Origin of the sequence: Paenibacillus sp. FSL L8-0644 (assembly GCF_038008165.1) — a bacterium.
GTDB lineage: Bacteria > Bacillota > Bacilli > Paenibacillales > Paenibacillaceae > Paenibacillus > Paenibacillus polymyxa_D.
In genome coordinates this window covers 4,175,658-4,197,003 of record NZ_JBBOYN010000001.1, presented here as the reverse complement: position 1 = coordinate 4,197,003, position 21,346 = coordinate 4,175,658, and the positions used below count along the sequence as shown (strand labels likewise).

The 21,346-nt window shown below is 44.5% G+C and carries 16 protein-coding genes; 8 read left to right on the top strand and 8 right to left on the bottom strand.

The features are described 5' to 3' along the window. Positions 1-119 precede the first annotated feature (119 nt). Genes NSS94_RS18995 through NSS94_RS18980 form a run of 4 tightly spaced genes read left to right on the top strand, consistent with a single transcriptional unit; the run spans position 120 to position 4,592 of the window. Complete coding sequence (locus NSS94_RS18995) at positions 120-1,241, top strand: glycosyltransferase (protein WP_341039900.1); 1,122 nt, start codon at positions 120-122, stop codon at positions 1,239-1,241. Positions 1,242-1,245: 4 nt separating this feature from the next. After that, positions 1,246-2,511: a transporter gene (locus NSS94_RS18990; RefSeq protein WP_341039899.1), complete on the top strand. Its 1,266-nt coding sequence runs from the start codon at positions 1,246-1,248 to the stop codon at positions 2,509-2,511. Then, entirely contained in the window at positions 2,495-3,721 is a 1,227-nt protein-coding gene (locus NSS94_RS18985; protein ID WP_341039898.1) for a glycosyltransferase family 4 protein, read from the top strand. Before NSS94_RS18990 ends, NSS94_RS18985 begins: the two co-directional genes overlap by 17 nt. Then, positions 3,681-4,592 (top strand): glycosyltransferase family A protein, encoded by a 912-nt coding sequence (locus NSS94_RS18980; protein ID WP_341039897.1) that lies wholly within the window; start codon positions 3,681-3,683, stop codon positions 4,590-4,592. The genes NSS94_RS18985 and NSS94_RS18980 overlap by 41 nt, the downstream gene beginning before the upstream one ends. Here NSS94_RS18980 and NSS94_RS18975 read toward each other — a convergent pair. Continuing rightward, positions 4,560-5,264, bottom strand: a complete 705-nt coding sequence (locus NSS94_RS18975; protein WP_341039896.1) for a response regulator — start codon at positions 5,262-5,264, stop codon at positions 4,560-4,562. The two genes, NSS94_RS18980 and NSS94_RS18975, sit on opposite strands and share 33 nt — an antisense overlap. Positions 5,265-5,309: 45 nt before the next feature. Between NSS94_RS18975 and NSS94_RS18970 the strand changes: the two genes are divergently transcribed. The 3 genes from NSS94_RS18970 to NSS94_RS18960 are packed head-to-tail and all read left to right on the top strand — an operon-like array spanning position 5,310 to position 11,970. After that, complete coding sequence (locus NSS94_RS18970; RefSeq protein WP_341039895.1) at positions 5,310-5,759, top strand: hypothetical protein; 450 nt, start codon at positions 5,310-5,312, stop codon at positions 5,757-5,759. Continuing rightward, entirely contained in the window at positions 5,756-7,489 is a 1,734-nt protein-coding gene (locus tag NSS94_RS18965) for an ATP-binding protein (RefSeq protein ID WP_341039894.1), read from the top strand. Before NSS94_RS18970 ends, NSS94_RS18965 begins: the two co-directional genes overlap by 4 nt. 50 nt (positions 7,490-7,539) lie before the next feature. Continuing rightward, positions 7,540-11,970, top strand: coding sequence for a hypothetical protein (locus NSS94_RS18960; protein ID WP_341039893.1), 4,431 nt, complete (start codon positions 7,540-7,542; stop codon positions 11,968-11,970). 42 nt (positions 11,971-12,012) lie between these two features. Here the strand turns inward: NSS94_RS18960 and NSS94_RS18955 are convergent, their stop codons facing one another. Continuing rightward, positions 12,013-12,708, bottom strand: a complete 696-nt coding sequence (locus tag NSS94_RS18955; RefSeq protein WP_340956602.1) for a response regulator transcription factor — start codon at positions 12,706-12,708, stop codon at positions 12,013-12,015. 160 nt (positions 12,709-12,868) lie between these two features. On the opposite strand from NSS94_RS18955, the gene NSS94_RS18950 reads away from it, so the two are divergent. Next, complete coding sequence (locus NSS94_RS18950) at positions 12,869-14,227, top strand: sugar phosphate nucleotidyltransferase (protein ID WP_341039892.1); 1,359 nt, start codon at positions 12,869-12,871, stop codon at positions 14,225-14,227. Positions 14,228-14,337: 110 nt separating this feature from the next. Here NSS94_RS18950 and NSS94_RS18945 read toward each other — a convergent pair whose 3' ends face one another. From NSS94_RS18945 to licT, 6 genes are all read right to left on the bottom strand, one after another. Continuing rightward, positions 14,338-15,672, bottom strand: coding sequence for an ISL3 family transposase (locus NSS94_RS18945; protein ID WP_341039891.1), 1,335 nt, complete (start codon positions 15,670-15,672; stop codon positions 14,338-14,340). Positions 15,673-15,691: 19 nt separating this feature from the next. Continuing rightward, a complete protein-coding gene (locus NSS94_RS18940) occupies positions 15,692-16,873 on the bottom strand; it encodes an MFS transporter (protein WP_341039890.1) in 1,182 nt (393 codons plus the stop codon). 72 nt (positions 16,874-16,945) lie between these two features. Then, positions 16,946-17,236 carry an ArsR/SmtB family transcription factor gene (locus tag NSS94_RS18935; RefSeq protein ID WP_058710457.1) on the bottom strand — a complete coding sequence of 97 codons (291 nt, stop codon included), beginning with the start codon at positions 17,234-17,236 and terminating at the stop codon, positions 16,946-16,948. Between the two features lie 241 nt (positions 17,237-17,477). Continuing rightward, positions 17,478-17,996: a thioredoxin family protein gene (locus NSS94_RS18930; RefSeq protein ID WP_029518385.1), complete on the bottom strand. Its 519-nt coding sequence runs from the start codon at positions 17,994-17,996 to the stop codon at positions 17,478-17,480. 256 nt (positions 17,997-18,252) lie between these two features. Then, a complete protein-coding gene (locus NSS94_RS18925) occupies positions 18,253-20,109 on the bottom strand; it encodes a beta-glucoside-specific PTS transporter subunit IIABC (RefSeq protein ID WP_029518386.1) in 1,857 nt (618 codons plus the stop codon). Positions 20,110-20,341: 232 nt separating this feature from the next. Then, complete coding sequence (licT, locus tag NSS94_RS18920) at positions 20,342-21,184, bottom strand: BglG family transcription antiterminator LicT (RefSeq protein WP_341039889.1); 843 nt, start codon at positions 21,182-21,184, stop codon at positions 20,342-20,344. Positions 21,185-21,346: the final 162 nt, after the last annotated feature.

The following is a 21,346-nucleotide window of genomic DNA, read 5'->3' as shown; positions in this document are numbered from 1 at the left end:
GTCAGCTATTTTGTTAAGAAAATATGAAGTATTTGGACATTAATTTAACTCCTATAAGCAAACATTCTTAATTCTTTTTCAACAAAATAGAACTATTCGGAGGAAAAGGAGAGGTTTGTGTGCAGGGACCTATAGCCATTTTTAGCGATAACGACAGGGCTATTGATTATCCCAAGGTGATTTGTTTTTACCAGTATATACAGTGCGAGGACACGGAGACAGCTTCAGTCTACGAGAACGCATGTTGTTGCCTGATTGATTATAGGGAGCCGGGGCAGGCGGTGCGGAAAGCCAATCAGATCCGTAGCCAATTTCCGCAAATGCCATTGTTACTAGTGACGGATGTAACATTTCCGTTCAGTGATCAGCATATGGTGCAAATCACCGGAGTAGGTCGTTTGCGACTGCTATTTTGGCAAGCCAATGACACTGAAGAAATGCTTTCGGAAATACAAAGCTTGCTCTATCCCGAGTATTCGACCAAAAGCCAACATATTGCATTTATCTTATCTGTATATAACGAAGAGCAACGTTTTGCTCATGTCAAAACCTTTGCTGAACGATTGCAGGTCTTTATCCGCAGCCATATTATTGAAGGTTCGATTTATCTCATTGATGATGGCAGCCACGATGGCACGAATGCCTTGATTAAAGCGCTGGAGACAGCCACGGACTTGTCCGTAAACCGGATTAATCAGAATCTTAGTCCGCTGCTTCAAACAAGGGAATTGGGACGCAATACACGTAAGGCAGGGACGTATCTGGAAGGGATGCGAACCATTGGTGCGGATTACTACGTATTTGTGGACGCGGACGACTCCTTTTTTATTGAGGATATTGCCAGAATGATTAATGTTGTTCAGCAGGGCTATTATGATGTCGTGATCGGAACCAAGGATATGACCGCCGAGAATCGATCTTTATTGCGATCTGTCGTCAGCTTTGGTAAGCGGGTTATTTCCCGTCCTTTTTTACCCACAGGTGTGGTGGATTCCCAAACTGGGCTTAAAGTGATGAGTTCGGTTGCAGTGAAACGGATGTTTCCGCATTTAAAGGAACAGCTCGGACTGGCGCTGGATCTAGAAATGATGTTTATTGCCAAGCGACTCCAGCTTCGTGTGCTGCAATTACCCGTCAAATGTATTGACCGGGATGGCTCGCACATCCATGTCTGGAAGGATTCTATTCGTTTTTTGCGCTCCATCATTGATATTTGGCGACTGGATCGGCGGGTGAGATAACAACGTGAACAACCGATTGCGATCATTGATGTTTCCTCTCTTTAATGTGCTGCTTAACGGATTTAATTTTTTCTTCCACATTGCAGCGAGTTGGTATCTTACCGGACAAGCCTATGGCCAGGCGAATGCGCTGCTGGCACTTTTTGCACTTTTATCCGTTTTGGGTTTATCCATCCAACTATTAACCGCCAAACTGGTCTCTAAGGGAGACAAACAGCTTACGCTACGAAGCTTACCGCTTGGTTCTCTATTACTAAAAGTACCTCTGGTGCTAACCGTGCTTGCCATGATCATTTTACTCATCTTTCATCCGTTACTGCGTTCGCTATTGGGCGTCGAATCCGGCCCGTTGTTCATGCTGTATGGCCTGATCGGACTGCATATTCTTGTGAGTTCGTGCCGCGGAGATTTACAAGGCAGGGAACGCATGCTGGCGCTCAATGTGAACTATTACATTGAGGTATTAGGGAAGCTGAGCTTGTTTTTTGTTCTGGCTGCACTGGGGTTAAAGCTGGAAGCCCTACTGTTAGCGAGCTGTGGAGGAATGTTGCTGTCGCTGCTTCACGGCTGGACCGTATCGGCTCGTGGCTTGTCCTTATTCACAACCAGTCGAGAACATATCCCTTCTGGGCTATGGAAATCATTGGGTCAGGATTTCACTGATAGCCTGATGACGAATTTATTCATTTTGTTTTGTATCTCTATCGACATGTTGTATGTACAGCATTACTTTCCCGAGCAGGCCAGCAGCTATGCCATTGCGCTGAAGTACAGCCAGTTGGTCTATTACGTTTCGTATAGCCTCATTGCTGCTTTTATTCCAAAGATCGGTGCGCAGGGGCATGACCGCCAAGCTTTGGGCAAGTTGATGGCCGTTTATGCCGGATTAATGGCTGTAGCTGCAATCTGTGTATATGTGGGCACGACCTTTGTGTTCCCATCCTCCATTCCCATATTATTCGGAGCCTCTTACCAATCGGCTGAGGCCTATATTCCATGGGGAGGATGGGTGTACTGGCTATTTTCCATCGTGCTGTTTTTTGTGCATGTGCACGTATTGGTGGGCAGACGCAAATTTATGTTCAGTCTGATGGCAGGAGCCGCGGCTTTATTAGTAGCCTTTCATATTGCCCACACAGATCCGGTAGATTTTTTGCTATCTGAGTTCATTGTTTACGGGGCTCTGGCTCTCTACTTTGTGATAGACGCCTATGTTCATTTGTTCAAAATAAAGATAAAGGGGGATTTACCCCATGAATACCATACATGAACAGGACGGTAAAACCGTAGTTCTATTGCTTTCTTGGCGTGACATTCGTTCACCTAAAAGCGGGGGAGCAGAAATTTTCACCCACGAAATGCTTAAACGCTCACAGCAAGGCCGCTTCCAGTTCATTCATTTTTCACCTCAATTTGAGGGGATGCCTGAGCATGAAGTTATTGACGGTATTACGTATATTCGAAAAGGGAACATATACAGTGTTATTTATTATGCGATGCGCTATTACCGTCGTTATCGAAGGAAGATCGACTATGTGATTAACCAGGCGAATACGCATCAATTCTTTACCCGATTTTGGGTGGAGGCATCCAAACGGATTTTTTTCATACATCAGCTAACAAGGGAAATATGGTTTGAGAACGCCAAATTTCCACTAAATGTTATTGGGTTTCATATGGAGCCCTTGATGCTTAAGCTGGCTCGTAAGGATCGGACGCTCACGGTATCTCCGTCTACCCGATATGATCTGCTTAAGCTGGGCTTTCACCCCGATCGTGTCCATCTTTTACCGGAAGGCATTGAGTTTGATCATTGGCCGCGCGAACAATTTTTAACGAAGGAGTCGAATCCGACCTTCATGTACGCTGGGCGCTTCGTCAAATATAAAGGCATTGATCTGGTCGTTGAGGCCTTTGGGCAGCTCAAGGAAAAGTTCCCTCAGGCTATGTTATGGATTGCCGGAAAAACCGATAAAACCTATGTGGCAGAACAATTGTTGCCGATTATGAAACGGTATGGATTAACATACGGAGAACCGGATGAACAGGGGCAATCGCAAGCCGATATTACCTTTTATGGATTTGTTTCAGCAGAGCATAAGCTGGAGCTGATGAGTCGTGCCCACGCGCTGGTGTTCCCTTCCTTGCGTGAAGGCTGGGGATTGACGATTACCGAAGCGGCAGCCGTTGGAACTCCCAGCATTGTCAGCAATTCACCGGGGCTGGTGGATGCCACGGATTTCGGAAAAAGCGGGTATCTATGCTTTCACGGCGACATCCGGGGATTATCTGAACAAATGGTAAGAGCAGCGAAGGGCGGCGAAGATTACATGGCCATCCGTGAGCGGGCGTATCAATATGCGTTAAGATTCCATTTTGATCATACGGCTGCTGCATTTGAGCAGTTGATGGAAGATTGGGTAAAGGAGGCGGCACAGAGTGGACAAAGTGGTCATTCTTTTCTCCACGTACAACAATGAACGGACGATAGAGCCTTGTTTACGAAGTTGTATGGGGCAAAATTACAAGGATCTGCATATTGTAATTGCTGATGATGGCTCCAATGACCGGACCGTTGAGACGATTCGCATGCTGTCGGCAGGGAGCTCAGTACCCGTAACGATATTAGAGCTTCCCCATGGGGAGCGGGGAGTTGCTAGGGTCAGGGCGGTTGAGGAAGCAAGACACTTGGGGGCCGAATACATATTTGTATTGGATTCCGATATGATTTTAGCCGAACATCTGATTCAGCAGAGCATCGACTTTTTTGACGATCATCAGGATATTGGCGCCTTGGTCATTCCAGAGGAGGCGTATTCGGAAGCGGGCAATTTTTTTTCCAAAGTGAAAGTTTTTGAGCGAAATGTGATTAATAACGCGGGTGAGACCTTGGGAAAACGCTCCATTGAAGCGGCACGCTTCTGGCGAATGAGCGCTTATGAATCGACGGGCGGGTTTAATGAGGAGCAGATTGCTTTTGAAGAAATACAGCCAACCTTGCGTTATATAGAGTCTGGCGGAGTTATTCGCCGGGCGGTATTTACACGGGTATACCATGATGAAAAACAGGTGTATCTGCACGACGTATTACGTAAAAAAGCCTACTACTTTTCGGTGATGGATCGTACGATGTCATCTGAAGAGGGAGGATTGCGAAAGGCGCTGGAACGTTGGTATTTCTTCCGTCCGGTGCTGTATACATGGGGGAATATGAAAAACTATATCCGTCATCCGTTGCTGACGATGGGGATGCTGTGGATGTATGTATGCCTGACTGTGATTGGGGTAGCCGCCGTGTTAAAGGGCGGCACCCGTCACTCAGGCGATCTCGCTAAGGCGGATAAGGCGTAAGGATGAATGGCCGAGGGTCAGTGTATCCAGCGTGTACAAGTCGGGATCGGAAGATTCCGACTCCTCATACGGTATATATAATGAATGCGTGGTTAACTGAACACCTTCCCCGTCAGGATGACGTAGTGAGCAGCCGACAGGATACAACTCTGCAAGTGCAATGTGTACAGCGGTTACGATATCTTGTTCATTCAGCAGCACATAGGGGCGGTACGGTGCATTCAAGATGCTGTCTATAAATGCTGACAGGTTGGAAGCTACATTCTGTTCTGCATGCAGGCTGCTTCGGTTGAGTTTGGCCTGATCAAGCGCTTCATACAGTATTTTTTTTAGTGTATCATCATCCAACTCCAGCGGTTTCGTCAAAAAACGGAACACACCGACTTGATTAATTGCCGATAAAATGGACTGCGTATGCAGGTGACCAGACAAAATGATTCGTACGATATGTGGATAATCCTTCTTAATCATGCGAAGGAAGGTAATCCCATCCAGACCAGGCATGAGCAGATCGGAAACGACCACATCAATCGGGTGCTGTTCCAGCACTTGTAAGGCTTCTTTGGGCGTGTGAGCGGTATGTAAGGTAAATGCTTCTTGCGTCAAGGTCCGTTCAAGCAGAGACAGAACCATAGGGCTGTCGTCAACAAATAGAATGTTTTGGGGTGTCATAAGAACTGCGCAACTCCAATCAGGAAGTAAGAAATGAGGAACTACATGTATAATATCAGCGTTTTGGCATTTTTGAAAGATGTCAATACAGAACGGGCGTTGCGTCTTTTTTGTGAACGATTTGATTCGGCTGAACATGCCCTCTGGGAAAAAGGGATGCGTCTCCTTCATCAGTATCATGCTGCACGGCATACAGGAGTGACCCTGGCTGTCTCCAGCGCACTTCAGCATATGGACGATCGTCATGATATTTACGTTGTTGATCTGCGAGAATACAGCGAGGAAGAACTGGGTCGCTTGTATATCGCAAAAACATGCGAGTTGATCCTATTGACGGACGGGGCAACGGAAACCGCAGTGAGGTTTGCTGCACTCCAGCGCCGCACTCCCCGGTTGCTGTGCGCACGGCTACCGCTGGTCAGCTACGAGCTGGAATGCCTGATGCAGGCTATTTTGAGCCGTCTTGAACAAAATGGAGGGGACAGGGAAGCATGAAGCAATGGGCTTTGTTGAAACCAGGTTGGCAAAAGCTGATCTTGTACCTGATCGTTCTGTGTGTGACCGTGTTCTTGGCCGCTGTGCTTCAATGGTTTGTTGTGCGACAATTCAGTGGTCACTTGGCGGAGATTCAGAACGAGCAGCTCCAGTATGAGGTACAGGAGCTTTCCAGCAGTATTACCGAGCGTTATGCCGCATGGCAGGCTGAACTGAAGGACCTGTCGTCCAGTCTGGGCAGAGATATGCTGAATCAGGGAACACGCCAGTATACTGAGGGGTTTGAGCGTGAAAGCGGGGCCTTTTATGTGTTGGATGAGCAGTATCGTGTGATGGTCGGACGAGACAATCGTGAGATGAAAAGTGCAGTCCAGCAGATTAAATGGTTGCAAAATGGCTGTGCGGTAAGCTCTTTTGTGACAGAGGATCATCAGCCTGCCCAGTATATAGCATGCAGGATTCAAGGCGCGCAGATGGGCGGTTTTATGGTGCGCACGGTTGACGCTGATATGCTCAGCGGGATTATTAAAAGTAAACCGATTAACCAGCATGAGACCTTATTTTATAACGGTCAATTTAAGGTCGTAGCTTCCCGAAGTACTTCGGATATTAACCGAACGGACATCACGGGCGTAACCCGTAGGTTGCTGGAGGGCAATACAGGTGTCCTTGAGGATGGCGGAGAGAAGCACGGTATAGGATTCAGCCGCATTGGGGAAGAGGCCCTTTACATATCGGTTAAGGATGTCAGTGAGGATACAGCTCAGCGAATCAGCTCCTTTCGCAAACAGTTATGGATGGTTATGGTTCTGATATTGTTTATTCTGTGGGCCATGCTCGTACAGTTCCGCAAACGGATTGTAAAGGATGCCATCGTGAACAATCAGGTGCGTGACCAACGGCGAGATGAAGATATGCGACAGCAGCAGGACACATATTATTTACCGTTAATGCAGACGATTGAGCAGCAGCTACAAGAGCTGCAAGAGCAGACTAGCCGTCTTACAGGCGGTGATGATTTGAAACTATTGGGATTTTATCATGATCTAGCAAACCGCTTTGAAGCGGCTTCCAGTCAGGGAAAAGGAGCCTCCCATGAGGAGCTGGAGTATTTTCGCGAGTTGAATGAAAATTTCATCCAGGGTCGTCTCAGACAGGAATCCTCACTGGGAGAGTTACTGACGGGAGTTCGTAGCTTGCGCGATGAGCTGGAAGAGAAGATGCATGATAATAGTGGAATTAGCTTTACAGATATGAATGAAGTATTGTCTGAGTCGCTGAAATGGGCGAACCGTTCATTGAACATGAAGAACATTCAAGTGATCTTGCGGCAAGAGCCTGTTCCATCCATTGCAGCACAAGCACCCATGCTGTACAAAACGATTCAGGGGCTGCTGGAAAATGCAGTGAAGGCCATGGGCCAAGGTGGAGAGCAGCCTGACGATCAGGAAAAGGGCCGAACAGGTCTGCGGTCCAAACGGCAATCTCAAGTGCTCAAGGTTAGTTCACGGCTGGAAGAAGGAGAAATTATTATTATCATTGAAGACACGGGCGGCGGGATTGATGATAAAATGCGTTGGAGTTATTTTCAGCCAGACTATTCCCAAAACTCGCAGGAGCATACGTTCAGCCTGTATCATATGGATGCATACCTGAAGACCATAGGCGGTCGTTTAAAGCTGCGTAATACCGACCAGGGCTTGCAGGCAATCGTTCGTTTGAGAAGATAGGGCCAAGATAACCGACAGATATACGAGAAGTTCAAGAGAGGGGGACAAGCATGAAAAAATGGATATTTCGCTACCGTTACGATATGGCGGCAATGATGTTGATGCTGATTGCGATTGTTGCATATCTTGCACCCATCTATGGACCAGGGCAAATTGTGTTTAGCGACATTGCTTTTGGAGCCACCTCTCATCGGTATCTGGAGGAAATAACCGGGGTATGGAACGAGCGATGGTCTACCTCGACCTTGTTCAATGCTCCACGTATCCTGTACATCTTGCCCTTCTATGGACTGTCGCTCTTATTTAACGAAAGCGGCCCGGTCTTGCTCAAGTCGTTTATTACAGGCTTGTTATTTGTTTCGGCATTTTCGATGTATGCCTTTGCCAAGCGATTGGTCAGCGTGTATTATTCACCAAGCTTTACGAAGACCCGTATTTTTGCCATCATGGTCGGCTCGTTGTTTTATGCGCTGAATCCGTGGGTTATTTTCCGCATCCAGCATATTTATTTGCTCTGTGGATATAGTTTGTTTCCGTTAATGCTGCGATTCTTTTTCAGTGCGGTGGACCCCAAATTTCAAATTCAACAAATTAAAAACTATCATCCCCACAAGTTGTATCAGCGGAACTGGATCGACCTGTTTCTGTTGGCTGCGGTATTCACTGTTAGTGCTGCGGCAATTCATTATTTTTTCTTTGGCATGATCTATTTGGGCTTGTTCACCATGTTGCTATTGATCAAGCTGACCTGGACCCACCGTAAGGCCGGTCGCACCTATTTGCAGCCGTTATACGGCAATTTTTTGCGTAAAGGGATCATTTTTGGCGTCTTTTTCGGTCTGCTCAGTTTTTATTGGTTGTCTCTATATGTCGGTAGCATGTTGATGGACGCTCAAGCGTCTCAGCATAATATCAACGTCGTGGATACGTTGTCTCTGTTCAGCCGCAACAGCAGTTTATATAATGTGGGTTATTTACTGAGCTATTGGTGGCCCATGTTTTCCTTGTCCTCACTGCCTAGCATGTTTTATGTAGGAGGGGGATTTTTGTTGCTATTGATCGGGTATGCGATGGTGACACGTTCACATAAAAATCCGATCATTCTAATCTTCTCGCTACTTACGTTGCTGTTTCTGGTTGCCGCTACCGGGACGACGTTCCCATCCATTGCCAAGTGGTTTGTCATTTTGGTTACGAAAACCCCTGTGATTGGTTCGGTTTTCCGTGATCCTAACAAATTTATTGGACTGATTGCCCTTAATTTCGGGGTGTTGCTGACCTTTGGTGTCATTCAATTTATGGAATGGTTTGGATCATCCCCATTGCAACGTGAATATAAAAGGCTGGCAGTTATTATCGTCGTCTTGTGCCTAGGGGTGTATTTTGCTCCCTTGCGTACTCAGTTTATTGAGGGGTACTACAAGCCGGTACAAGTGCCGGAGGCTTATGGTCAAATGGCTGAAAAGCTGACTGACCCAGATCGTTTCGATAGCAAGGCATTATACTTTCCGATTGCTGACAATATGATTCAGAGCTATAACGGAGTAGCCACGCCCAAATGGAATAAAGGGAAGACCGCAAACGAGAAGGCAACTGGAGATTTTCAGGTGTACTCTTCTCCTAAAAATACGATTTTTCATCATGAGGGGAATGATCCCGGCATTACATACTATATGAATTTTCTGCAGTATGTCATGGACAACGGATTAAGCTCCCGATTAGGCTGGCTGTTCTCTACCTTTGGTGTTAACCAGTTGGTCTACCATGATGAATATGTGGGACAAGAGAAGCGGCAGGATTTCCACCTATCTCAGCTGGAAGGTCAGACCGGGCTGAAACGTACATACCAGAACGGGCTATTTTCCATATTCAATCTCGATCAAACACCGCCCTATATGAACATCCTTACGAGTAAAATTGTTACACCTTACGGTTTTAGCCGACTGGAGAGCTACAGTCATCTGCCTGGTTTTGATTTTAGCCGCTTTGGAGTGCTGTTCAGTGCGTTAAAACCTGAGCTGAAAACCATTCAGACGATTAACAAAGGGGATTATGTGGAAGCGGCGTCCTTTAATGACTTGTTGTTGTCACAGCTTCCAGCAGAGAATTACTTACGGCCTTTTGATGCCATTGAGGATGGTAATGCCTTTTTAAAATGGTCCAAAACCTTTGCTTCTACTAATGATTGGTTGTGGTATTTATCCTCCCAAAATATACGGAACTTTCCGTTCGATATGGAAATGGATGCAGGGATTGCGGTCACCTTTGCCAGTAAGAAGCTGGATGTGGCCCCGTATCAGATGAGCAGCATCGATGGGAAAACGGTCGTGGACTTTGATTCCATGTTGCGGACCGAAACCTTCTTCAAGCCAGATAATCCGCAGTTGTTCAGTGTGCAGGCTAATCCCCGTGAGGAATTGAATGATGTGCCAACTCTGCACGGCGAAATTATGAAGGGAGACCCGAGTAATATATGGCAGGTCGCTAGATCGGGTTTGCTGGAGGCCAAGGAAAATAATCCGTATCAGTTCCAAATTACTGTTTCCGGTCGTGGGACAAACAAAATGCATGTGAAAATGAGATTTTATGATAAGCAAATGCGTGAACTGGGGGTTAGCTATGTCGTGGCGCCTTCGGAGGGATATAATTTCGACAGTGTGAAATTTTACGGGGAATATGTGTCGCCGCCCGGCAGCTATTGGATGCGAATGGATTTGTTAACCCTGCAGCGTCCACAGCAAAAAAATTACTGGTGGATTCATGATATCCAGCTGCGTGATTTGGGGCAATATAGCAAACCTAACACGTTTACGATGCACAAAAAACTGGATCAACCTCAAACCTCGCATGTGTATGCTAGAGTGTTTATGAATAAGGCAGGTGGGAAATTACAAGTCACACTACCGGACAAAGTGGTTAGTATCAAGACCCAGGATGATGGTTTAAACCAATTTCAATGGGTCGATCTGGGGGAACATGTTTTTCCAAAAGGAGATACTCCAGTCACGGTTAATAACCTGCAAGGTTTTAATGCGGTCAATCAATTTGCGATTGTGCCTGTGGATCAGCTAGATCAGTTATCTTTTCCAGTGGAGCAGGCATTGAAGCGGGGCAAGCTCTTCTTCACTTTGGAGGCAGAGAACGATTTTAACGCCCAAGGCAATGTGCAGACGGAACGTGCTTTACCAAGACTTAGTATGGGGCGGGGGATCAGCTATCAGAAGGGGACGTTAAGCAGGGATGTGGAAGTCGCCAAAACGGGAACCTATGCCACAGCTATTTTGGCTAATCTACCTGCAGGGTACCATGGGTTATTAACGATGAAGTGGATGAATGAAGAGACGGGAGAGGTGCTGACCAGAACGATTCGTACGGAGGAGTCGTATAAGCGGTTACCTGCTACCTCTTTATCCGAAAAGCAGGTTATTGAAACGGTGCCCAATCAGGTTGGTTTTGCAAAGAAAATCATACAGATTCCCGGTCTGCTGAACGACTATGGCCGAGTCGAATTTAAAAATCTGTTCCTAACCAAGGGAAAGTATCGCTTAACCCTTGTTCTGGATAGTCAGGTGCCTTCATTGAGCCGTTTTGGAGATATTCATCGAATGGGCGGGCAGGAAGTGACGGTGATGCCGGGGGAGGATACGAAGGAATCATTGAGCACGACGGATGTCGGATGTGTAGCGGATATACGACCTGGCCAGACGAAGCTATCAATCATGGACGAAGGGCTCTCTATCCGTTACGCACCTAGCTATTCTTGTGACTGGAATATTTATGCGTCCAAGAAAATGAAGGCTGAGCCGCTGCAAGAGTATGCCGTGCAGTTGGATGCGCGATCCGAACAAGTTGGAAGTCGGCACATGAAGGTCATTTTTTTGAATAAAGCGTCCCAGGTTCTCCAAACCTCCTATATTGATGAGGTGGAGGAGAGAGATAAGGAACAATGGAATCATTATGATCAAATTGTGAAGACTCCGGCAGGCACCGCCATGATGCAGTTTCAGATTTTAGCGCATGCGCACAAGAAGCAGTCAGGCTTATTTCAAATGAAGCAATATTCCATCATCCCTTATCAAGCGATGATTACAGTAGATCAATTTACATTGTTTGAGGGAACGGATATGGATACCTTTTTTATGGTTCCACATACTTCGGAAAGCATTCAGGCTACTCGCGAAAATTCCATGGAACGCAGTTTTACGCTATATAATCCAACGCATCAGCAGGTGCTGATCCGGGAGACCGAATCACCCAATCCACTGTGGGAGTTCAGACTGGGTAACGAAAATCAGCGAGCCCGTCTGTCCGTCAATGGAGTGACTACCGGATTCATTACCAATGGTAACGGGAACGGGAAAGTCGTCGTTATTCTGGCTTCCGCCTACCATTTCGGCTGGGTGCTGTTCCTCATAGGGATATTGGGTGGAGCAGCTTGTTTTCTTCCTTATCGGCGATGGAAGAAGCGAAATCTTCCATAAAAAGCAAGCTGCTCAGTGGGGAAATGGGTAGCCATGATACGACTACATCTCATATTTGTAGCCTCTGCCCCATACAGTACGGATGTGCTTAGGATTTTTAGGGTCACGTTCTATTTTTTTGCGGAGGCTGGAAATATGTACGTCGATAGTGCGATCCAGATAAGCGCCATCTCCGCCTTTGATCCGATCCATCAGCTCACTGCGGGTAAAGACTTTACCTGGATTGCAGGACATTTCTTTTATAATAGAAAATTCGATTTGAGTGACTTCTATTTCTTGGTCATCGACTAACAGACAATGACGGTAATCATTCACCCAAACCCTTACCTTTTTAATCTTTTGAGTTACCGTTTGCGATTCAGTGAGCATGTTGCGGCCGCAGCGGCGCAGCAGGGCTTTGATGCGGGCATTTAACTCTATCAGACTGAACGGCTTGCATAAGAAGTCATCTGCTCCGTCATCCAGAGCCTTTATTCTTATATTCAGCACGGTGTTATTAGAGATGACCAGCATAGGGACTGTGGTAAATTGACGAATTTGGCTGATCAGCGCACATTCGACTTTACCGGAAAACATTAGAGCGGTCACAATAATATCCGGCTTAAAACGCATAAGTGTAGGAATTGCAAGTTTAGAGTCATAAATAAGCTCGGTATGATAGCCTTCCTCCTGAAGGTGAAGAGCAATCATATCTGCCAAACTTTTTTGATCTTCAATGATGAGTATTTTTATGGGCATGACTGACATCTCCTGTACAGACAAAGATACAATAGCATTGCATAATCATGTATTTGCCACGATAATACATACTTATGTATTCGGTTGAAATGCGAAAAATGAACAGTCTTATAATGTAAGAAAAATATTAATTTACAGGAAGAAGGTTGCATCTTTGCGAATGATTTTATTATCTGGAGGTTCGGGTAAACGTCTGTGGCCCTTATCCAATGTGAACCGTCCCAAGCAGTTTCTTTCCATACTACGTCACGACGAACGGCCCGAAAGTATGCTGCAACGAATATGGAGGCAATTAGATGAGGCGAATTTGGCAGATGAGGCCTATTTTTCGACGAGTGGAACTCAGGCCGAGCTGATCCGGGGACAAATTGGCGGAGATGCTGTAGTCATTGAGGAGCCGACTCAGCGGGATACCTTCCCGGCCATTTCCCTGGCTACGGCCTACTTGCATGACGTTGCAGGCGCATCACGCGATGAGATCGTAGGGGTCATGCCTGTGGACGGGTATGCGGGGGATGAATTTTTTGAGCATTTGAGCAGGCTTCCTTCAATATTAGAGCAATCAGGAAGTCATATCGCATTAATGGGGGCTACTCCAACGGAGCCATCTGATAAATACGGATACATTGTGCCTTCATCCTCTTCTTCACTTGACCAGCCATATTATAGAGTTAGTTCCTTTGTAGAAAAGCCGGATCTGATTCGTTCAGAAGCGTTGATCCGTGAAGGGGCCTTATGGAATTGCGGGGTGTTTGCTTTTAGACTGGGCTTTTTGTTGGATATTCTGGAGCAAATGGGTTTACCAGCCGACTACAATTCTCTTTCGACAAATTATGCAGACTTGCCTAAAACTAGCTTCGATATTGCGGTAGTAGAGCATACTCATAAGCTCTCCGTGCTTCCATATCATGGAGAGTGGAGAGACTTGGGCACATGGGATTCGTTGGTGCGGGAAGTAAGTTCGAAGCTAAGTGGCCCAGGATATATTTCAGAAGCTTCACATAACTCGCATATTATCAATGAACTGGAGATTCCGGTTAGCATCTGGAATGTTCCAGACATTATCGTCGTTGCCGGGCCGGATGGTGTTTTGGTTACGGATCGACAGTCGTCCACAGGAATTAAGGATATGGTGGCGGAAATTGAAATCGGCCCGCGTTTTGAGGAGCGCTTCTGGGGGAAGCAAACTGTATTATCCCATCAGCAGGCGGCAAGTGGATTGCAGACAGTGACCAAACGCGTGTTCATATCGAACGGAAGATTTATCAGCTATCATGAACATCAGTTCCGTAAAGAAGTTTGGACCATAGTTTCAGGAACCGGAAGTGTCTCTATCAATGGCGTGACACAGACAGTCTGCCCCGGTGAAGTCATCGTGATAGAACCCGGTACAAAGCATTTTATAGGGGCCGTAGAGGGAGATTTGGAATTCATTGAGTCACAAATCGGGCATATCGTATCCGAAACGGATATTATCCGATATGAATTTCCTGATTCGATGGATACCCATACACTGTGAGGTGCCTACAATATAGGGACTGATAGATATGAACGAGGTCTATCATAAGGCAGTGAAGAGTAGTAGGAACTATTTTTTATGGGTATTCGGATTTTATGGCGGAGAAGGGTTTATAGCTGGCCCTTCTCCAATTTCTCGATCAAGGTGGAAAAATCGATTCCCAGCAGGATTATTTCTTCTGGCTTACGAACAACTTCAATAGGTGGCATATTAAACATCGGGAAGTTTTCCTCCCGTAGATCGTAGCTATCAAACCGCCTCTGGTACTTAGGCTTACGTTGCTTTTTAAGTCCCTCTGTAAAGAGTATTTTGGCTCGTAGGGCTTCAAAAGAGTATCCCCTGCTTAAACGATTAATGACTCGAATAAGGCTGTTTAGAGACTCCGTATAAGCGTTTGTAATGCGATGGTCGAAGTAGGCGAATATTTCCTCTTCCCAGTTCTTCATAGCCTTTGTAAGTGGTTCAAAAGCGGATTGCAGTTCAGTTGGTATTTTAGCTTTCCATTCGTTGTATTTAAGGAATGCCGTCTGTCTGCTATCACATTCCCAAATATCGAAATATGATTCCTTTAAGTCATAAGCAGTGCCGAGAGAAGGATGATTCTTTGTCCAAAGGTCAAGCGTAATTTTATCCATCTCTGTAAGCGCTATATGGCGTTTTAGGAGGATAAAACGGTCGTGCCTCAGCCCGCGGCGTTCTTTTGGCGATAATCCTTCTCGGAGCTGCTTACGAATGGTTTCTAACGCTTGGTTTGCCATACGGAGAACATGAAACTTATCGACGATGATAAGAGCTTTTGGCAAGATAGCCCTCACGGCGTCCTTATATGGTTGCCACATATCCATTGTGACGTATCGTATTTGTCCTCTATTTGGAAGGCGTGAGAGGCAGTCTATAACGGTTTCCTTGTTACGATTGGGCAAAACGTCTAACAACGTATGTTCCTCAATATTGGTTAAAACGCATCTTGGCTTAATAATGTGTATTTCGTCAATCCCAAGCCAATTAGGAGTTTCAAAACGAAGCGTTACTTTAAGACGATTGAGGTAATCACGAAAGATGTTACGTATCGTTTTTTCATGCAATCCAACATCCTCGGATATGCTGACAAACGTGCGTTTAAGGCTTTGCTTCTCTATATAAGACAATAATCGTTTGGTACAGTTTCGCTTTTCGTCTATGGTGTGATCTAAGTGTTCCCAAAAGGTTCGATTGCAATCTTTACAGCGATACCTCTGACGCTTTATAAGAAGGCCTGCACGCTTGCCATGAATGGGCAAGTCCATATAAACTTGTTCCCTGCTGTCGTGTTTGTAGAGGTTGGCTATGCATCCGCAATGAGGGCAAGCCAAAGGTGGAGAGTTCGTCACCACTTGTATTAGAAAATCAAATTCATTTTCACTAATACTTAATATGTTGAAGTTTGGAAGATTTAAAATATCCATATGAATTTCTTCTATGCATTTATGATGCAAACTCCTTCTTTGTTTTCGCGTGACTGGTCAAAATACCGCTGAATATAAAAGATAACAACGAACCGGCAAAGCATATAGCCGCAAACATGCCTACGGCGGAAAAACCGTTAAAAGTCGCGTAAATCAGGCCTGCGATCCAAGAACCGAGCGTTGTCGCAGCGTACATGTTTGAATTGGCCAAGCTGGAGATCGTGCCGCGGATGGTCGGATTTAGTGAATTCAGCATTCCCAATATTAGGGGAAAAGAGATCCCCATGTTAACGAATATGAAAAAGTAAACACTTTCGAAAGCCGCAACCGACGGCAAGAGAGGCAACACAATAAAACATATGATAGAGACAAGAAAGCCTACAACCAGCGTATTGAAACGGTTTAACGTTTTGATCACATAGGCACCGCCAAAGCTCCCGACTATATTCCCAAGACCTAGAAAAAACATTACGTATCCCGTTTGATCAATTGAAAGGTGAAAGCGATCCGTCACCCATTTTCCAATGAAAGAAAAGGCAGCAAAGAATCCACATTGAAATAAGAAATGAGCGAGGAAAGCCTTTCTTGCCATTCGGCTATTCAATAGTGGGATGTATCTACTGAAAATCGGAGTCCTGGTTTTTTGGCCTTGATTTGGTTTCATTTCGGGCAAAGCATAGAAGATGAATACTGCTACCAATAATGCACATGCACCGATTGTAAAAAAAGGATAATACCAATGGGTTGAGGCAAGCAGACTTCCAATAGGGATACCGAACGCTTGGGAAGCAGCCAAGCCTGCCATGACGAATCCTGATACTTTGGCGATTTTTATCGTTGGAAACAGAGTAGGGATCGAGGCCCAGACTTGAGGCGCCGTAAATGCTGCGCTGACTCCGGCTAAAAAACGGAAGAAGAACATCGACCAAAAACCTGTGGCAAAGCCGCATAACATGGTTGAAACAGAGAAGCAGATCATGCCGGAAAGCATTACTTTTTTGCGATCCCATCCATCGGAAAGCGGTCCAGCAATCAGTGCAAAAATGGCATAACCTAAAGCATAAGACCCTACCATCCAACCGGAATATTCAGTTGGGATATGAAACAAGCTCTGAAGAGTGGGGATGAGCGGAGATATCAAAAACGTATCCGTACCGATAACAAACATGATGAGGAAAAATAAAGCAGTTAATTTGATCATTTTATTCACCCTTTTTAGTTAGTTCTATAGTTCAAAGATTATTGAACTAATGAATAAAAAAAGAATTTCTTTCTACAATGTATCCAGAAATCCAGGTAAGTAAGTTTGAAATGTCTCCAAATCGATGCTCATATACTTCGTTTGAGCTTCTTTTCGTACCTTGATCAATTTCGCCTCCTTTAAAGCACGCAAGTGATACGAAGTATTCGATTTCGTAGTATCGCGAATGTGTCCTACTTCTCCACAATTCATTTCCTTCTTGCTGGCGTATAGAGCTCGTATGATGTCCAATCTTGTTTCATCAGCTAACGCCTTAAATATTTTGACTCTGAGCTCATCATTTATTATTTTTTGAGTAGTCATAAAACCATTGTACTAAGATATCGCTACAAATCAAGTCTTTAGAAAAATACCACCATATTCTCCGATTTTTAAGTGAAATGTTTTGATTTTGTCTCCACCATAAAATCCGAATGCCCCTTTTTTATTAGAGCTTGGAAGACCTGTGCATTCCTAAAAAGGTATTCATGCGTTATACGAATGAATACCTTTTTTTTGCATAAACAGTTCTCTGTGTTTGTAATGAATTGAATAGAAAAGAGACTTATAAAATAATAATTTTCTTGGAAGTCAGCCACTCTTTTACAGCATCCGTACTGAGGTCTCTTTTGGGCGTCCATTCTATTTTATCAACCAGCTTGCCGTTTCTGAATTCTGCAATAGTGGGGGTGTATTTAACGTTGTAATCCTCTTTGAATTTATTCCATTGAGGCTTGTCCTTATGGATTTTGTGAACGTTCAAAAAAGTAATTTTAGAGCCTAGATTATACTGTTCGATCATCTTGTTAAAGTTAGGCTCAAACCGATTGCAGTCTCCACAACTGGGTCTGCCGACATAGACAAACACACTTTGATCCTGCTGAATCAAACGCTTAAAACCATCTAGTGTAACCGCATTCAAGTGGTCATATATTTCGGGATAATTGCTTTTGCTTGCTTGGATCTCTTTATCTTTCTGCTGAACAACCTGCTCCAGATCTTGAAATTTAACTACAGCTGAAATAGCGATACCAATGAGAAGCAATACAATGACACTTAACCCGGCGATATATCCTTTTTTCACAGAAACCCTCCTTTTTTTACAATTTCAAACTTACAATAAATGATTTTTTCGTTTTTCACTGTAACACTTGTCTCATTATGTATAAAAAAGAAGCTTTCCCGTAGGGAAAGCTTCTTTAGTCAGCATTTTGCATAATTCGATTCCCAACGCTTGTAAGTACAGTATATAGACGAATTAAAGCATTTCGATCTATATACTGCTGATTTGAAAACGCTCCTGGGATTTATGCAAAATGCCCTAGTCTGATAATTAAATGTTAGACCACAACAGTCAACAAGTAATCCTCACGCTTCACTTCAGTTTCCATTGTGTTCAATACGTCCAGGTATTGAGCGGAATTTGTTACGATAATCGGCGTAGTCGTTGTATAGCCTGCCGCCTTAATTTGTTCGATATCAAATTCGAGCAACAATTGCCCTTGCTTCACTACATCACCCTCTTTGACGCGCTTGTCAAAGAATTGTCCTTTCAGCTTCACTGTATTCACACCAACGTGAATCAGAATTTCTGCTCCGTCATTGGAAGTAATACCGATGGCATGTCCGGTTGGGAATACGGTCGTAATCGTTCCATTGACAGGAGATGTCAGCACACCCTCTGTAGGATCAATAAGGATTCCTTTCCCCATAGCACCTGAAGCAAAAGCAACATCAGAAGATTGTTCCAAAGGCAATACTTTACCTTGCAGTGGGCTTACGAGAATTTCTTTCTCGATTGTCACTTCTTTCTTTATAGGCGCAGCTTCTGTTTTTGCAGTTTCTTCTTTTGGATCATCAAAGCCCAAAATCATAACCAACACAACTGCGAGTACAAAGGCAACGAGCAAACCGATGACTACCCACAAGAATCCAGCTCCAAAATAAGTTGGCAGCGCCAGTAAACTAGGCAGGGAGAAGGATTTTGCAGTCGCTCCGCCAGAAGCGATAATAGCGCCCCCAATACCACCGGATATGCAAGCATAAATGAAAGGTTTTTTCAATTTCAAAGTTACACCATAAATCGTTGGTTCTGTAATCCCGAATACAGCTGCCAGTGTAGAGGAACCCGCCAAAGCCTTCATTTGAGTATTTCGTGATTTCAGGAATACCCCCAGTGTTGCACCGGCTTGAGAAAGTACGGCTGCTGTAAGCATTGGAAGCATCGTGTCATAACCCAATGTTTGAATATTGGACAGCATAATAGGAACGAAGCCCCAATGTACACCGAAAATAACAAACACTTGCCAGAATGCACCAGCCACAGCTCCGGCGATCAATGGGCTTAAATTGTATACCCATGTAAAACCGTTCGCCAAGCCTTGACTGATCAGGTTACCGACTGGACCAAAGGCCAAAAACGTCAACGGAACAACAACTAGCAGTGATAGCATAGGGACGATAATGTTTTTAACCGATTGATGAACAAAGGAATTAAACCAACGTTCCACATAGGACTGTACCCATACCGCGAGAATAATTGGGATTACGCTGGAACTGTATTTTATCAGAATGATTGGAATCCCGAGAAAAGCCAGTTTTGCCGGATGATCCACCGCTGCAATAACATCCGGGTACACGAGTGCTCCAGCAACTGCGACCGATACAAAGGCATTTGTCTTAAATTTACGGGACGAAGTAATAGCCAGGAATATAGGCAAGAAATAAAATACGCTGTCCGAAGCGGCGTTCAAAATGAGATACGTACCGCTTGTAGTATCAATCCAATGAAGCGACGCAATTAAGGCCATAATCCCTTTGAGCAAACCTGCTCCGGCAAGAGCACCCAAGAGAGGTGAGAAAATGCTGGAAATGATATCGACCGCTTTGCCGAGAACATTTGTTTTTTCGGAAGATTCTTCCTTTTTGGCATTAGGATTGTCTGCATCCTGCAAATTCGTTTCTGCCATCATATGCTCAAATACTTGACCTACATTGTTGCCGATGACCACTTGGAACTGGCCGCTGCTTTCCACCACTGTAATGACACCAGGTGTTGCTTCCAGTGCAGCTTTGTCTGCTTTTGTGCGATCTTTTAATTTAAATCTCAAGCGTGTAGCGCAATGGAATACGGAATTGACATTCTCTTCGCCGCCAACGAGAGTCACTATTTTTTTAGATAGTTCTTTATCACTCATATTTAGAACTCCTTATGGGTTATTCTTGCTACTGATAGGGTTTACCGTTTACATTTGTTGCTAAGATGCGCCGGCATGCATCTTTTTAACCTTGTAAACAAGAAAAACCTAAACTCGTGGTGAAAACTGCGCACTCTTCCTATAAGGGAACGTCGATTTCACCATCAGTTTAGGTTTTGCCTGCCTTACCAGTCACAATCCATGAACGATGAGGGGTATGAAGTTGTTAGTCTTATATGTTATTACGCTCAGTTACCCGATGAATATGGATAGTTAGATATACGTATTCATCCTTGCTTAAATATTGATCGTATGTTTTTTCCAGATACTCATTGATCTTTTGGGCGCAAGCAAAAGCTTCGGCATACGTCTGCTTCACCTGGTTGTACAAGAATTCTTCACCACTGTGAATGACTTCTTTACGAATCACTCGCATCGCAAAATATTGCAAATGTGTCAAAAATCTCGAATAGCTAAAAGAAGACTCATCCAGCACAATCCCGTAATGGTACGTAATAATGTTCAATATATGTTGGACAATCTCAGTCATTTTCAGTGTAGATTTCATTTCGTTACCGTCAATCCGTGCATTCACCATATGCAATGCAATAAATCCCGCTTCATCTTCGCCCAATTTTACTCCGAGCGTATTTTCAATTTTTTGGAGAGCATCCAGTCCAACTGCAAATTCTTTTTTGTAAAAGCGTTTAATTTCATACAGCATCGCGTTTTGGAGTGCCAGTCCTTTTTCTTGCCGTTGTATGGCAAAATGAATATGGTCGGTCAACGTTAAATAAATATTATCGCTTAACTCCGTATCCAACACTTCTGTTGCATGGGTTACGATTTCATTCACGACCTCCAGATGAGATACAGGAATATCGTTCAGCAGCTCGGTTAGTTTGGCCGTGAACTCGTTTTCATTTAACATGAAAATCTTATCTATTTTATCATCATCGACTTGATCGCCAGCCACCTTTTTGAAGGAAATACCTCTTCCCATCACGATGACCTCTTTGCCTTTATCGTTTTTAGTCAATAGGACGTTGTTATTGAGCACCTTCTCAATAATCATTGAAGTTCCCCCTCCCATCCTTTACCAATAAAAAATGCCTAAGCACAATTCAATACTATTGTTAGCAATAGTACTCAATTGAACTCAGGCATTGCCCGCATCACCGGTCACAATCCTTCGATATAGTGCTATTGTAGCACAAAAAAAAGCGATTTCAACATT